The following is a 13,750-nucleotide window of genomic DNA, read 5'->3' as shown; positions in this document are numbered from 1 at the left end:
TTCACTAATCCACGTGTCTACCCGATTCTGTAGGTTTCTTCTTAATTTTAGCCTTTTCTTGAACAAAAGAAAAGCATTTTACCCTGTAAGTGTGCAGAGAGCTTAACCCAAAGTATAGTAATTTTCTTGTAAACGCATTACAATATAGGGGTAATCAGCGATTAAGAGAGAAAGAAGGTATGCTGGATGTCAACTAAACGTAAACCACCAACTTTGCAGCAAAAGAAAGAAGAAGTTAATCGTAAAGCGCTAATGTGGATCGGCGTAAGTTTAACTTTACTAATTCTTCTCATCATCGTTCTGTTTATAGTTGCCGGGAACTAATTCAGCCAGTGGTATACTTTGTGGGGGTTGGTCTGATCATATGGAGCAGCAGGGTTGAAGCGTTTCGCCGGCAGCAGCTGCTTGTCAGGCAGAACCCCTTTACTAATCACCACTTTTGTTCCTTTTGGAATCATAGCGAATAGTTCTTCCACATCTTCTCGACTCATCCGAATACAGCCAAGGGATTCATCCTTGCCGACACTTTCTGGCTCATTGGTGCCATGAATAGCATAATTACTATCTGAAAGTTGTAGTCCGCGGCTTCCGAACTCCCCATTATCATGACCGTTTGGATTGACCACTTTATCTGTAATGATGAAATTGCCTTCCGGAGTCTTGTCTCCCCCAAGCCCTACCTCATAATTTCGTAGAATAACAGAGCCGCTGACTACTGCCAAGCGGTGTTTTTGTTTATCCACAATCACTCTAAGCGGCTGGTCAAAAAAAGGAACGCCCTTTCCACTACTTCCACTCTCGCTTAACGCCGTCGGTATGCCCATTCCCGCCTCAGCAATTGAGCTTGGAGGCTCACCCGCAACTTCCGGTGTACCCAGTGCCTTAGCAGTTGCTATTTCCTTAAGAGATTTGAACTCACGCTTCATAACTGGTGTCGTCCCGCCAATCCAATTTTCCGGAAAAGATCTGGTCAATTCCGCCAAAGAAGCCGGAAGCTTGCCTTTATGATTCTGATAAGACCTCATTGCACTCCATAATGTAGCTAGCTCCTCTTGATCCCCCTGCCACTTAGCTGCATCCACCGCAAGTTCCCCTTGCTCTGGCGGTTCGCATGCACATGCCGCTGGATCATAGGATTGGTATACCAACCGTCCGTTCCCATTCTTCTGCAGTGTGGAATTAAGCGGAAGCTTCTCTTTCCACAGCAGCCACTTCCCTTCCCGCTCCATGCCCAAAATAGCAGCTTGAAACGGTTCCTCACGCATTAGCATAGTTGCCATCAGCTTCCCTGACGAAGCCGAAGCTCCACTCTCTTGCGCTGTATACATCATTTTTCGTGCCTCTAGAACGGGTTCCTTCTCAACATCTTTTTGATCAAGCGGATCTTTAACTTCAGAAGTAACCGTGTCTTGGACCGTATCCTGATCTCCCGCAATATCTAGACCCGGAGCCACAGCCGATGGCACCATAACCAGTAATAGAAGCATCAGCCCAAGCATAATGTAGCGGAATCTTTGCTGCCTTCGGTCCCGCTGGCGGCTTGCCTGAAGCAGCCCTTCCTCATATTCCCGTAGCGTTTCCGCAGGCACCTTACTATGCTCGAAAGCTTCATATACTTCTCCAGCCTGATTGAAGCAATAGTTAGCTTTCCCCTGTTGACCGTTCTTATAGTATTCCTTACCCAGCAAGTACCATGCCATCTTATTGTCTGGATGCATCTGTACATATGCTTTGAGGTGCTGAGAATTTTTCATCGGAACCTCCGAAATTTTATAATTCCTTCCTACATTAATATCGGTCAGACATCGCAAAAAAGACATCCCTAGCTGAACAAAAGTTCGCGAGAGATGTCTTTATGTTGTGCTAGAAGTTACAAAATCCCGGCTAATTAGCCCTCTTTGTTAAAAGGCTCATCCGCAATTTTAATAGAGTCGGTTGGGCATCCATCACAAGAATCCTGGAGATCATCAAACAAATCATCCGGAATCGCTGTGATGCCGTGGTTTCCGTCATTTTCATAAATAACTTCTGCCAAACCTTCGTCATCGTAATCAAAAATATCAGGAGCCGTTGCGCCACATGCACCGCAAGCGATACAAGTGTCTTTTTCGACCCAAGTGTACTTAGCCATTTTATCTCTGCCTCCCGTTGAACAATACAGCGCTGTTGTACCAGCGTCTTATATTTTCTCATATTAATATAAAAAGAATACAATTTCAATCGATTTTCAATACGTTTGCATTTCTGACGCATTCTACGGCATCTATTTTGACATGTCATAGAATGTTCTTGTTACTCTTTATCAGACTCGACAGATAGAAGATTATCCTTTTGCAACGAAGTGCCACGTTCTTTATGATTGCGGAGCCTTGCAGAGTGAGAATCGCTTAACATCCCGGCGGTCAACACTGCATTTTCACCGAATTTATTACGTAGCATGTCCATAGTCTTGTTAAGAGACTCTTTCTTAGGCTGACGTTCGTAATCGAACAAATCAAGCTGAATGGCAGAATCCTCTTTAGCAATCAAGCCCTGCAGGGTCACACCCAGCAGCCGCACAGGCTTCTCCCCATTCCAATGACGAACATATAGATCGCAGACGGACTTGTAGATATCCTCCCCACTCTCCGAAGGAGCCTCTAGCTGACGCGAACGGGTTATGGTCTTCATATCGGGTGTCCGAATGGTCAGCTGCACCCCTGAAGCAACAAGTCCTTGCTTACGCAAGCGCCGGGCTACCTGATCACTTAAATTCAACAAAATCGGTCGTACCTCAGCAAGACCTATGACATCCCGCGGCAATGTTGTGGTGTGTCCAATCGACTTACTCTGCTCCCGCTCAGGATTAACGATCCCATGATCAATACCGTTGCCAGCACGCTTTAGCCATGAGCCCATAACTCCGAAATTCTCAACCAGCATATTTTCATCAGCCGCTGCTAATTGACCAATACTGTAAATGCCCAGTTTGCGGAGCTTTTCTGCTGTTTTTCCACCAATGCCGAACATTTCGTTACAAGGCTTGTCCCATAAAATCTTAGGCACATCCCGCAGTCGCAGCACTGAAATACCGTTTGGCTTTTTTAAATCGGAAGCCATCTTCGCAAGCAGCTTATTGGGAGCGATCCCCACTGAGCATGGCAAGCCCAATTCTTCCATTATACGGCGCTGAATCGTCTCCGCTATTTCCATGGGTGTACCGAATTGTCTGGAGCCAGTTATATCAAGGTAACATTCATCGATGGACACTGCTTCCAGTAACGGAGTATAGCTATATGCAATCTGCATAAAAGCATTAGAATATTTGCGGTATAAATGGAAGTCCGGTTTAATAACGATAAGCGATGGACAAATACGAAGCGCCTTCTGAACCTGCATTCCCGTCGAAATCCCCATTCTGCGGGCGACGTAGGAACAAGTCACTATGATCCCTTTCCGCAATTCAACACTACCCGCAACCGCAGTAGCTTTGCCTCTATATTGGTCAGGGTCCTCTGCCTCATGCACAGAGCAGTAAAAAGCATTCATATCAACATGCAGGATAACCCTGCCACTCGTTGGATAATACTGATCAACATTCTGCACAATATCTACCTTCTTATCCTCAGGTTTTCTATTGTCCAATTTAGAATAACTCTCCGCTGCGGTTAGGTCAACTTAAGAGGCTGTAAAGTTCTTTGTTACATTCCCGCGTAAAAATGCTATAATATATAAATTCATTTCCCTATAAGGAGGACTCTCATGTCTAAGTCCATCTCCATCTTCGATACTACATTACGCGACGGCACCCAAGGTGAAGGCATCAGTCTGTCGGCTGACGACAAGCTGAAGATTGCCAAGAAACTCGATGATCTGGGTGTGCACTATATTGAAGGTGGCATCCCGGGAAGCAACAATAAAGACATTGAATTTTTCAAAAGAGTCAAGGAGCTTCATCTGAACGCCAAAATTACAGCGTTCGGCAGCACTCGGCGGAAGAATTCCTTGGCCGAAAACGATGACAATTTAAAACGTATGATTGACGCAGGGGTTCCTGCTGCTACACTCGTCGGTAAATCTTGGGATTTTCATGTACACACTGCATTACAGACTACGCTTGAGGAGAATCTCGCCATGATCGGCGACTCCATATCCTACTTGAAACGCCAAGGCCTTGAAGTGATTTTTGATGCCGAGCATTTCTTCGACGGATACAAGAATAATCCTGAATATGCAGCAGCTGTTCTGTCCAAAGCCCGGGAAGCCGGAGCAGATTGGCTTGTAATGTGCGATACCAACGGTGGGACCTTACCTTACGAAATTCATGAGATTGTTACCGCTCTAAATCAACAATTGCCCGGAGCCAATCTCGGAATTCACACTCACAATGACTGTGAGCTAGCGGTTGCCAATGCACTTAGCGCCATCGGAGCTGGAGCACGGCAAGTACAAGGTACCATTAATGGTTACGGTGAACGGTGTGGCAACGCCAACCTATGTTCTATTATTCCTACACTACAGATCAAAATGGGTTATCACTGTATTCCAGGCGATTCATTGTCACAGCTTACCAACACTGCCCGCTACATTAGTGAAGTTGCCAATGTTAATCTGCCCGTAAATCAGCCTTATGTCGGAAATGCAGCTTTCGCACACAAAGGTGGAATCCATGTCTCCGCCATCATGCGTGATTCACGGACCTATGAGCATATCGCTCCTGAGCTTGTCGGGAACAAGCAGCGTGTGCTGGTCTCCGAACTTGCCGGACAGAGCAATGTACTTTCCAAAGCGCAGGACATGGGTTTAAATCTGGATCCAAGCAGCGAGCAGGCTCGCCGGGTGATCGAGAAAATCAAAACGATGGAACATCAAGGCTATCAGTTTGAAGGTGCCGATGCCTCACTGGAGCTACTCCTTCGGGAAGCTACTGGCGAGATGAATGAAACCTTTACCTTTGAATCCTTCAAGATGTTAGTTGAGAAAACCGCAGAACATCCAGTAGTATCTGAAGCGTTCGTGAAGCTGAAAGTTGGCAGTGAGAATCTTTATACCGCTGCTGAAGGTAACGGTCCAGTCAACGCACTCGATAACGCGCTTCGTAAAGCATTACAGACCTATTTCCCACAATTAAAGGAAATGCATCTATCCGACTATAAAGTCCGTGTAATAGATGAACAGGATCAGACTGCAGCGAAGGTAAGGGTATTGATTGAATCCAAGAACTTCACAGACACCTGGAGTACGGTTGGTGTCTCCAGTAACGTAATTGAAGCCAGCTGGGAGGCACTTGTTGACAGTATGCGCTACGCGCTTCTCAATGAGCTCTCTTTGGAGAATGAGAAGACGACCAGCAGTGAACCTAGAGGCCTGGTCAATCATTAATTGATCACTTATAGAATTTTGTAAGACAAAAAAGAAGCTTCCCATAAGTAGAATTCTACTTTTAGGGCAGCTTCTTTTTATTAAATAGGCTGTGTATCGGACTATTGCTTTAGCCCATAGACTTTGGGTGGTGGGTGGTGAGCAATGGGCAGTGTGCGGTGCGGGATGCGCGGGGGCGAGTGCGGGGTGCGGGTGCGGTAGAGTAATTAGGGAAAAACTCCCTGAAAATAGCCGATATTCGCTATAAATGAACAGAACCAGGGAATTCCTCCCTAAAAATCAGGGTGATTTCATTATTTTCCACCAAAACAGCTAGATCAGAGGGATATTTTCCCTAATTATTCGTTGAATGACCCGAGATCTCGAAATAATAGGGAAAAACTCCCCAATTGTACAATGAGGCTTCCTTCGGGGTTCCAGCTATTTCTGTTCCACTGTATAGTGAAATTAATGCTTGGAGTCAACTAAAGCAAATCGTGGCTGACCAAAAACGCAGATCAGCGATCCTCCAAAAAGAAGAATCGCTGATCTGTAGACTTTTGCTGTTTGGAGAAAAAAGCAGATCTGTCTCCACATGGGACAGCCTGCTTCATGATTCGGTAAGCTTGATTATTTTCTCCTCCAACTCTTCAGGGCTAAGAATACCTAGAATAATCTCAGAGATCACTCCATTCTTATCAATGAGCACATTGGTGGGAAAAACAGCTCCATTATATTTGCTGTACACCTCATCTTTTACATCAAACATAACCGGAAACACAAGACCGTATTTCTTGATAAAACGTTCAGCATTGGGTTTATAATCCTGACTGCTCACATTAATACCGTAAATATCTAGAACATCCTTATACTTAGTGGCCATGGTATTAAGTTCAGGAGCTTCCTGCTGGCAGGGATCACACCATGAAGCCCAGAAATTAAGGATTACCGCTTTATCTCTGGGACCATCAACTACATAGGTAGTCCCATCTGTTCCCTGAAGTGAAAACGAAGGTGCACGCAGTCCAGCCTTAGGTCCACTCTTCATCGGCAGCTCATTTTGCTGCGCAAGCACAGCTTCTGCTTTTGGCTCACGATTATACCACACCGCAAACACAGCAACACATACAACTATGAGTAATACTGTTATATTTAATTTATTACTTGCTTTCATAGTCATCTGTTCCTTTACGATTGGAATAGTTTTCTACTATTGTACCCTCAATAGGTTAAATTTCAAACCATCCATTTTTTACACAATAATATATACTTTTATAATAAAAAAGAGGGTTTCGTCTGCGACGAAACCCTAATGAAGAGAGAGGGGTGAACAAATGGCAGCATTCCAGGGAAATGTCCAGCCTATTAGACTGAAATATTCCGTACAGCAAGCACTGGGGAAGCACCTGCTGTCCTGTTATCCGCATGAAGCATGCGGAGTCCTGCTGGGTGCTGCCGCAGCGGGTGGCATGCTCATAGATACTTACGTACCCTTGCGCAACGTAGCGCCAGACCCGCTGCACACCTTTACTCCCCACCCTGAAGAGTGGATTAATGTACTGTACAATGAACCAACTATCATCGGTCTATTTCATTCCCACCCACATTCAGCACCTATCCCTTCAGTTGCCGATTATAAAGGACTAACAGCACTAGGACCTGAGTTTGCGCTTTATCTTATAGGTTCTCCCAACACCAAAGATAGCGGCAATCCCATTCTGAACGGATTTTATATTAAGCGTTTGCCTGATGACCGCGGCGGTAATTTGTTCCGCGGTTTATCTCAAGCCCCGCTTCACGTTCTACTTAAATAAGCATAAAGATCACCCAAGGTATCCACTTGGCCGCGCTCCGAAATTTCCCGCAGGTAGATCACCCACAGTTGTGCTGTCATCTTTGCGTCTTCCAAGGCATGATGACGGCCATGAATCGGAATTTCATGCACATATAGCAGCTCATCCAGCGAATAATTACTTCGCTGTGGCTCAAGCCATCGCGCTAACATCATCGTGTCCAGCACACGGTGGGTTAGCTGAACTTTAGAGGTTTTCCATAAAGCAGCATTAAGAAAAGCCTTATCATGTGAGCTTGCATGTGCCACCAGCACATTTTGACCTACAAAGGACATAAAATTATGAAGGCCATCCATTAAGGAGGGAGCGGATTGTGTCATTTCTTCCGTAATCCCAGTTAGCCTTGTAATATCCTCCGGAATAGCCGTCTGACAGTTCACCAGTGTATAAAAGCATTCCTCTTCTTTGATCTGCTCTCCAACAACCTTGACGGCTCCGAAAGACATAATCTCATCCCCATGCTGATGGGAAAAGCCTGTAGTCTCTAGATCAAAGATCACTGTCTCTAATTCAGACAATGGGGTATGCAGCACCTCAGGCCGCCGCTTCTCTCGCATCAAAGATCGAATAAAGGCCATTTGCTGCGCAGTCTGTTGCGCAGTTTCCCCACCTCTCATCGAAGCAATTGCCGAGGGCATTCCACCTTGTCTTAGATTACTCCAGAATCCTCCGCTTTTGTTCGGCTCCCTCATGACCGCCACCTTTCCGCTGAGCGGAGCTGACGCTGCAGCGCCCGATGAAGGCGTCTGACAAGCAGCAGGCTTTCACGCAGCTCAGACAGCAGCTGCTTATTCTTCAATTCACTCTCAGCTACATAATCACTGCTGATTAACAATCCATCCTGAACACTATATGGCGTGTTCACTCGCAACCGCATTGCTAATAAGAAAGCTCTGCGAATATCCTCTAAATGTTGATATTTCCCAAGCCTATCAAGCGCTTCAATCCGCTCTAATGTCGAGCCAGCTCTAATGCCATGTAGTAATGACAACCGTCTAACAATGTTCACTAACGGAATATAGACCCCATACTTAACATCAAATCCGCCTGCATAATCACCAAACCGTTCTGTTAACACCTGTCCCAGTAAATTCAAAGTCGCTTTGTGGCGTACTGTATTGCGAAGAACAGCATTAGACAGCTGCTCATTTTCCGCAAAGCCTTCATAGAAAGCTTCTTGCCACTTCGCTGATAACTTCACGCTTCCTGCCACATGACGCATATCCGAAGAGATAATAAGATACCGGATCGGCTCCCATTCCAACTGAGTTCTCCAGCTATCAAGCTGCTCTATCCATTCAGATAATGTCTTACGCCACATGACTTGGGAGCACATTACCTTCCCCGCACATTTCTCATATCCTACTTCTTCAAGCATATCGGATAACAAAGTTCCGAAAAATTCGAAATAGCGATTTTTTTCCCCATCAGGCTCTCCTTCGACTATCAGGCCATTATCCTGATCGCTCCAAAGCGTTGCCTCCTGCCTCCCACTGCTGCCAAACACAATAAAGGAATAAGCACAGGGAGGCGGGCCATAGCCCGCCTCTTTCATCTGCGCCTCACATATGAGTACTGCGGTTTGGGCAATAAGATCATGCATAGTATTCACACGGAACATCCATTCCTCTATAGGAATAACATTCAACTGTTCGAGAAGTACTTTTTGACAGGCAACACGCCTCTCCCTAAGCTCCTCTGACGAACCGGCCAATACGATGGTCCTAAAGCTTTCTTCATTATACTCATCTGTTAACTCCATCGATGCCACACGGTCCGCCTCCCTGTCCGAGTTGAAATGTTATTGTTTAAGGGTTTTGGATTCCGAATCTGCGATCAATTTCATTTGCTCAGGGTATCCGTAAGTACCATGCTCACTGATATCCAGACCCATTAATTCTTCTTCTTCTGTAACGCGAAGTCCGATAGTTACCTTCATTACATACAAGATGATGAAAGAAAGAACGGCTACGAAAACAAATGTTCCAACCACACCAAGCACTTGAACCCCTAGTTGATGGAAACCGCCACCGTAGAACAACCCAGCTTCACCTACCAAGCCGCCTTTAGTAATAAGCTCAGGTACAGCGAACAGACCCGTTGAAACTGCACCCCACATCCCCGCAATACCATGCACCGAGAAAGCATAGATTGGATCATCAAGCCCTGCACGTTCCAGCCATTGGGAAGTCATGAATGTAAAAGCACCGGCTACAAAACCAATAATGATTGCTGCCCATGGATCAACGAAAGCACACGCTCCTGTGATTGCAACCAATGCAGCCAGAACACCATTCAGCATTGCTGGAATATCAGATTTACCAAAGTACAACCAAGAAGCAATCAATGCTGCCAAACCACCTGCTGCTGCTGCGATGTTCGTTGTTAGGGCTACGTGACCGAAGAAACCGCCCATTGGGGACAAAGCACTACCTGGATTGAATCCGAACCAACCAAACCAGAGGATAATAACACCGAGTACAGTAAATACTTGGTTATGACCTGGAATGATCACGGGTTTACCTTCTTTATTAAACTTACCAAGCCGAGGCTTAAGCAATATGGTTGCTACGACTGCTGCCGTTGCACCTGTAAGATGGACAACTGTGGAACCTGCATAATCTTGCATACCCAGCTCAGCCAACCAGCCACCGCCCCATACCCAGTGAGCTACAACTGGATAAATTACGACGGAGAACAAAATTCCGAAAATGATATACACACTTAGCTTCGCACGTTCTGCCATACCACCAGATACGATAGCCAAGGAAACTGCTGCAAAGGCCATTTGGAATAAGAATTTAACATTTAAAGTAACATCAGAAAATGCAAGTGATTCAAAAGAAGCTGCGGTTGAATCTCCTCCGTACAAGAAGCCTGTAGTACCGAAGAAGCCATTGCCGTTACCGAAACCAAGTCCAAAGCCGATAGCCCAGAAGCAAAGACTTGCGATAGCCAGGGTAAGTACTGTCTTACCTGCTACATGCCCTGCATTCTTCATCCGAACCGAACCCGCTTCGAGCATTGCAAACCCTGCTTGCATAAAGAATACTAAAATGAATGCCAGGAAGGTAAACGCTGTGTCCAATCCGACTTGTAAGTCAACGTTCGTCGGACCGTCCGCTGCAAAAGCACTTACCGGATAAATCATCAGTGTAATCATGGCCAGTAACATCATCAACCATTTCTTTTTCATTTTTACCCCACTCCCCAATGTTATATTTTCTAACAAAGCGTGAAACTCTTAATGTCATTATAATCAGAAGTCAGGTAAATTGACAAGACTATTTTAGGAATGTTTTTATTTTATTTTATTTGAGCACACGAAATTTTCACAGTACTAATGGACTAGAGGTCCTAAAGGCCTGATTCTAGCTGCATTTTCATTAAAATAACTACGCGCACAACCTCATTTATATTACCTGATAATTGAACGCATCTTTTACCAAAATTACAAAATACATAACATTTAATGTTATGTATTGGGGTGACTTATAATTTCCAAACCCAATCATTCTTCAAATTTGATATCCCTTTGAGTTTGAGTGTATTGTATAGAAACTACAGATCACCGTTCATGAATTAACCCTTCTTTACTGCATATACTTTATGAAAGTATGACGTTTGACTGTATGGTTTCCAGTTTGTTATCATTACAGATAGCATAAGAAACCATCAATTTAGGAGATGACCGCCACTTATCGGCAGTCGTATTCAATTAGTGAGGCGAGATTAAATGGGGATATGATTTTGTATCGAATTGGAGAATTAGCTAAGGCTGCTCACATTAGTGAACGAACTATTGATTATTACACGAAACTGGGATTAATCTCCCCGGAATCTAGAAGCACCAAAAATTATCGGCTATACAGCCATGAAACCTTGGCTGCTTTAGAACGTATTACTCAATTAAAGCATGACAAGTATTCATTGGAAGAAATCAAATCTATGCTAGGCAAATGGAACGAGGCAACACCAGAAACTGACGTCTCTGATAAATTAGTTGAGTTAGAGCAGCAAATGCAGCGGCTAGAACGGGAAGTAAAAGCCCTTGAACCTCTTATTAGTGGTTTGAAGCCAGGACAGGCCAGTCGCGTACTTTCAAATCTGCTCCCTCAGGGATTAGCCTGCATGGAAGCGATCCGGCTATTGCTTACGCAAGGACCGCCAATGTAAATACCATATTTACAATACAGTGGAGGAATGCATCTATGTTTATGTACCTATTAGTAATTATTGCTTTTCTTTTCTCATTGTGGGCACAGTTTAGAGTCAAAGGAACCTTCAGCAAGTGGTCAAAGGTAGCTAATTCGAACGGCCTGACTGGATATGAAGCCGCGAGACGTATGCTCGATGCTAATGGCTTACACGATGTTCCGATTGAACCTGTAAGAGGCACACTCTCAGACCATTATGACCCCATCCACAGAGTTGTACGCTTATCAGAGCCTGTGTATTATGAAAGTTCCATCTCAGCAATTTCTGTCGCTTGTCACGAAGTAGGCCACGCGATTCAGCATAAAGTAAGTTATCCTATGTTGACACTTCGTCACCGGATGTTCCCGGTAGTTAATTTCGCATCAGGCATCGCGCCTTTCATGCTGATGGCAGGTTTCATCTTCGGTTACTTTAATCTTATAGGCTTGGGTATCATTTTCTTCTCAGCAGCTGTTGCATTCCAGCTCGTAACGCTGCCTGTAGAATTCAACGCCAGTAACCGGGCTCGTCAGGTCATGGTAGAACAAGGTTTCATCCGCAACGAAGAAGAACGCGGAGTAGCAAAGGTTCTAAACGCCGCTGCATTAACTTATGTTGCTGCCGCTCTAGTATCCTTGCTTGAATTGCTTCGCTTGATCACCGTCTTTTTAGGCAACCGCGACTAATATCGCATACCTCTAAACAACAAAAACCCCGGAAGGCTAAGAGCCGACCGGGGTATTATTTTGCCTAGCTTTAAAGTAGGAGATTAAAAAAGTCCGAAAGGAACGTGCCACCAGCGGTAATTTACTATCTGTACGGTAGATCAAACCAACCGTTCTCGTCACCGCAGGCTCCACAACCTTCACCTGGGCTGGTTGAAGAGGATTCGTCTGATAGAACGCCATCTCCGGAAGCAGGCTTACACCCATCCCTGCGGCCACCAAACCACGAATGGTATCGGTCTCTCCGCCTTCAAAAGCAATCTGCGGTTGGAATCCCGCCTGCAAGCAAGCTTGCCAAACGATAGGTCTCAACGAATAGCCTTGGCTGAATAGAACAAACTTCTCTTTTTGCAGCTGTTCCAACCGAATTTCAGATTCTCCTGCCAACCGGTGATTCTGAGGAAGAATCGCAAACAACTCTTCAGTCATTACAATATCCCCCGAGACATGCTCATCATTCTCAGGAAAAGGTGAAATGAAAGTTAAATCCACTTCTCCAGACAATACGTCTTTTATCAAAGAAGGGTAAGATCCTTGTTTAAAACGAAATTTGACATGAGGATAATACTTACGAAAATCTGCAACGATAGTCGGGATTAGATGTGTGCCAAGGCTATGCGGGAATCCAATCCGAATCTCACCACGCTCGGGATCCAGAAATTCATGCACCTCATTTACTGAATGCTCCAACTCCTTAAGGATACTCTCAACCTTCTTGCAAAAGAGCTGCCCAACAGGGGTAAGCTGCAGATTGCGCCCTTTTTGCATGAATAGATCAACCCCAAGCTCTTGCTCCAGCTGATGAATCTGACGGCTTACCGCAGACTGCGCTACATGAAGCTCTTCTGCCGCTCTTGTTACGTGTTCTTTTTGAGCTACCTTTAAAAAATATTGCAGCTGTCTTAGCTCCACTCCATCATCGCCCCTGTCTTAGGCTTTTTTTGAATATACGAATAATTAGCCCATATACGAAAAAGCCAGAAACCAAACCTCCGAGATGTGCAACCCAATTCACATTCGGTGTAGCAAACGACATAATGATCCCGATCATTAACAATCCGTATAAAGTCTTACGCGAGCCCTCATCCATCATCGCCCGTTGAATAACGGCAATGTATAAAAATGCACCATAAATGGCGTAGATTGCTCCAGAAGCGCCAACCGAAACCGTACCAACCTCTACAACTGAGCGGGCACTAATCGCAATTGTAAGCAGATTTGCCAGAAAACCACCCGCCACATAGAGCAGCGCATAACGCCACCAGCCCAGCAATCGCTCCAGAGGCGGTGCAAACACCAGGAGAGCGAAGCAATTAAAGAACAGATGGGAAAACCCATTATGTAAAAAAATAGCGGCCAGATAGCGCCACAGTTCCTCTTTGTACGGACTCACATCAACTATAGCACCAAAATCAATAAGCGTTTGAATATTAGTTGATCCTCCGTTAATTACCGTCAGGATAAACATGATCACATTGGCCAGTATGAGCAGACAGGTTACCGGATAATACCGGACATAACTTTTCCAATTTTCGTATCGAATAAATATCATAACACCCATCCCTTTACATATATATCTTGTCCGGTTGGACATCTTCCTGCTATTAAGATTATAATTTATTGTGGCAGTAAGAA

At 45.0% G+C, this 13,750-nt stretch carries 14 protein-coding genes; 5 read left to right on the top strand and 9 right to left on the bottom strand.

The genetic code is table 11. The features are described from left to right. The first annotated feature begins 186 nt into the window (after positions 1 to 186). The gene (locus tag MHH50_RS10570; RefSeq protein WP_167348489.1) at positions 187 to 324 is read left to right on the top strand and encodes a hypothetical protein; all 138 of its coding nucleotides are present in this window, start codon (positions 187 to 189) and stop codon (positions 322 to 324) included. Here the strand turns inward: MHH50_RS10570 and MHH50_RS10565 are convergent. From MHH50_RS10565 to MHH50_RS10555, 3 genes are all read right to left on the bottom strand, one after another. Beyond that, complete coding sequence (locus MHH50_RS10565; RefSeq protein ID WP_340034279.1) at positions 321 to 1,754, bottom strand: L,D-transpeptidase; 1,434 nt, start codon at positions 1,752 to 1,754, stop codon at positions 321 to 323. The genes MHH50_RS10570 and MHH50_RS10565 overlap by 4 nt on opposite strands. 134 nt (positions 1,755 to 1,888) lie before the next feature. Next, positions 1,889 to 2,131, bottom strand: a complete 243-nt coding sequence (locus tag MHH50_RS10560; protein WP_036689316.1) for a ferredoxin — start codon at positions 2,129 to 2,131, stop codon at positions 1,889 to 1,891. Between the two features lie 161 nt (positions 2,132 to 2,292). Further along, positions 2,293 to 3,585, bottom strand: a complete 1,293-nt coding sequence (locus MHH50_RS10555; protein ID WP_076130151.1) for a DNA polymerase IV — start codon at positions 3,583 to 3,585, stop codon at positions 2,293 to 2,295. Positions 3,586 to 3,741: 156 nt separating this feature from the next. Here MHH50_RS10555 and cimA point away from each other — a divergent pair, with 156 nt between their 5' ends. Next, a complete protein-coding gene (cimA, locus tag MHH50_RS10550; RefSeq protein ID WP_076191352.1) occupies positions 3,742 to 5,361 on the top strand; it encodes a citramalate synthase in 1,620 nt (539 codons plus the stop codon). 589 nt (positions 5,362 to 5,950) lie between these two features. On the opposite strand, the gene MHH50_RS10545 is transcribed toward cimA, so the two are convergent. After that, the gene (locus MHH50_RS10545) at positions 5,951 to 6,514 is read right to left on the bottom strand and encodes a TlpA disulfide reductase family protein (RefSeq protein ID WP_076191350.1); all 564 of its coding nucleotides are present in this window, start codon (positions 6,512 to 6,514) and stop codon (positions 5,951 to 5,953) included. Between the two features lie 160 nt (positions 6,515 to 6,674). Between MHH50_RS10545 and MHH50_RS10540 the strand changes: the two genes are divergently transcribed. Then, the gene (locus MHH50_RS10540) at positions 6,675 to 7,154 is read left to right on the top strand and encodes a M67 family metallopeptidase (protein ID WP_076220684.1); all 480 of its coding nucleotides are present in this window, start codon (positions 6,675 to 6,677) and stop codon (positions 7,152 to 7,154) included. Here the strand turns inward: MHH50_RS10540 and MHH50_RS10535 are convergent. From MHH50_RS10535 to MHH50_RS10525, 3 genes are read right to left on the bottom strand one after another with little or no spacing between them, the layout of a single operon-like run. Further along, positions 7,136 to 7,885 carry an exonuclease domain-containing protein gene (locus tag MHH50_RS10535; RefSeq protein ID WP_038569828.1) on the bottom strand — a complete coding sequence of 250 codons (750 nt, stop codon included), beginning with the start codon at positions 7,883 to 7,885 and terminating at the stop codon, positions 7,136 to 7,138. The two genes, MHH50_RS10540 and MHH50_RS10535, sit on opposite strands and share 19 nt — an antisense overlap. Further along, positions 7,882 to 8,955 carry a DUF294 nucleotidyltransferase-like domain-containing protein gene (locus MHH50_RS10530; protein ID WP_076184365.1) on the bottom strand — a complete coding sequence of 358 codons (1,074 nt, stop codon included), beginning with the start codon at positions 8,953 to 8,955 and terminating at the stop codon, positions 7,882 to 7,884. The genes MHH50_RS10535 and MHH50_RS10530 overlap by 4 nt, the downstream gene beginning before the upstream one ends. 39 nt (positions 8,956 to 8,994) lie before the next feature. After that, positions 8,995 to 10,389 (bottom strand): ammonium transporter, encoded by a 1,395-nt coding sequence (locus MHH50_RS10525; protein ID WP_036689307.1) that lies wholly within the window; start codon positions 10,387 to 10,389, stop codon positions 8,995 to 8,997. Positions 10,390 to 10,937: 548 nt separating this feature from the next. Here MHH50_RS10525 and MHH50_RS10520 point away from each other — a divergent pair. Together MHH50_RS10520 and MHH50_RS10515 are read left to right on the top strand one after the other, a co-directional pair. Next, positions 10,938 to 11,369, top strand: a complete 432-nt coding sequence (locus tag MHH50_RS10520) for a MerR family transcriptional regulator (protein ID WP_036689305.1) — start codon at positions 10,938 to 10,940, stop codon at positions 11,367 to 11,369. A gap of 35 nt (positions 11,370 to 11,404) precedes the next feature. Beyond that, positions 11,405 to 12,076, top strand: a complete 672-nt coding sequence (locus MHH50_RS10515) for a zinc metallopeptidase (RefSeq protein ID WP_076125126.1) — start codon at positions 11,405 to 11,407, stop codon at positions 12,074 to 12,076. Positions 12,077 to 12,112: 36 nt separating this feature from the next. Here MHH50_RS10515 and MHH50_RS10510 read toward each other — a convergent pair whose 3' ends face one another. Next, the gene (locus MHH50_RS10510) at positions 12,113 to 13,027 is read right to left on the bottom strand and encodes a LysR family transcriptional regulator (RefSeq protein WP_076125124.1); all 915 of its coding nucleotides are present in this window, start codon (positions 13,025 to 13,027) and stop codon (positions 12,113 to 12,115) included. A 4-nt stretch (positions 13,028 to 13,031) separates the two neighbouring features. Further along, positions 13,032 to 13,667 (bottom strand): rhomboid family intramembrane serine protease, encoded by a 636-nt coding sequence (locus tag MHH50_RS10505; RefSeq protein ID WP_076125160.1) that lies wholly within the window; start codon positions 13,665 to 13,667, stop codon positions 13,032 to 13,034. Between the last annotated feature and the right edge of the window lie 83 nt (positions 13,668 to 13,750).

The organism is Paenibacillus sp. FSL H3-0302, from assembly GCF_037982245.1.
Classification (GTDB): domain Bacteria; phylum Bacillota; class Bacilli; order Paenibacillales; family Paenibacillaceae; genus Paenibacillus_AQ; species Paenibacillus_AQ odorifer.
This window is presented reverse-complemented; position numbering and strand designations above follow the sequence as displayed.

Excerpts from the sequence above, each read along its gene's own strand:
- MHH50_RS10570 (WP_167348489.1), top strand. The coding sequence starts at position 187 with ATGTCAACTAAACGTAAACCACCAACTTTGCAGCAAAAGAAAGAAGAA.
- MHH50_RS10565 (WP_340034279.1), bottom strand. The coding sequence starts at position 1,754 with ATGAAAAATTCTCAGCACCTCAAAGCATATGTACAGATGCATCCAGAC.
- MHH50_RS10560 (WP_036689316.1), bottom strand. The coding sequence starts at position 2,131 with ATGGCTAAGTACACTTGGGTCGAAAAAGACACTTGTATCGCTTGCGGT.
- cimA (WP_076191352.1), top strand. The coding sequence starts at position 3,742 with ATGTCTAAGTCCATCTCCATCTTCGATACTACATTACGCGACGGCACC.
- MHH50_RS10545 (WP_076191350.1), bottom strand. The coding sequence starts at position 6,514 with ATGAAAGCAAGTAATAAATTAAATATAACAGTATTACTCATAGTTGTA.
- MHH50_RS10540 (WP_076220684.1), top strand. The coding sequence starts at position 6,675 with ATGGCAGCATTCCAGGGAAATGTCCAGCCTATTAGACTGAAATATTCC.
- MHH50_RS10535 (WP_038569828.1), bottom strand. The coding sequence starts at position 7,885 with ATGAGGGAGCCGAACAAAAGCGGAGGATTCTGGAGTAATCTAAGACAA.
- MHH50_RS10530 (WP_076184365.1), bottom strand. The coding sequence starts at position 8,955 with ATGGAGTTAACAGATGAGTATAATGAAGAAAGCTTTAGGACCATCGTA.
- MHH50_RS10525 (WP_036689307.1), bottom strand. The coding sequence starts at position 10,389 with ATGAAAAAGAAATGGTTGATGATGTTACTGGCCATGATTACACTGATG.
- MHH50_RS10520 (WP_036689305.1), top strand. The coding sequence starts at position 10,938 with ATGATTTTGTATCGAATTGGAGAATTAGCTAAGGCTGCTCACATTAGT.
- MHH50_RS10515 (WP_076125126.1), top strand. The coding sequence starts at position 11,405 with ATGTTTATGTACCTATTAGTAATTATTGCTTTTCTTTTCTCATTGTGG.
- MHH50_RS10505 (WP_076125160.1), bottom strand. The coding sequence starts at position 13,667 with ATGATATTTATTCGATACGAAAATTGGAAAAGTTATGTCCGGTATTAT.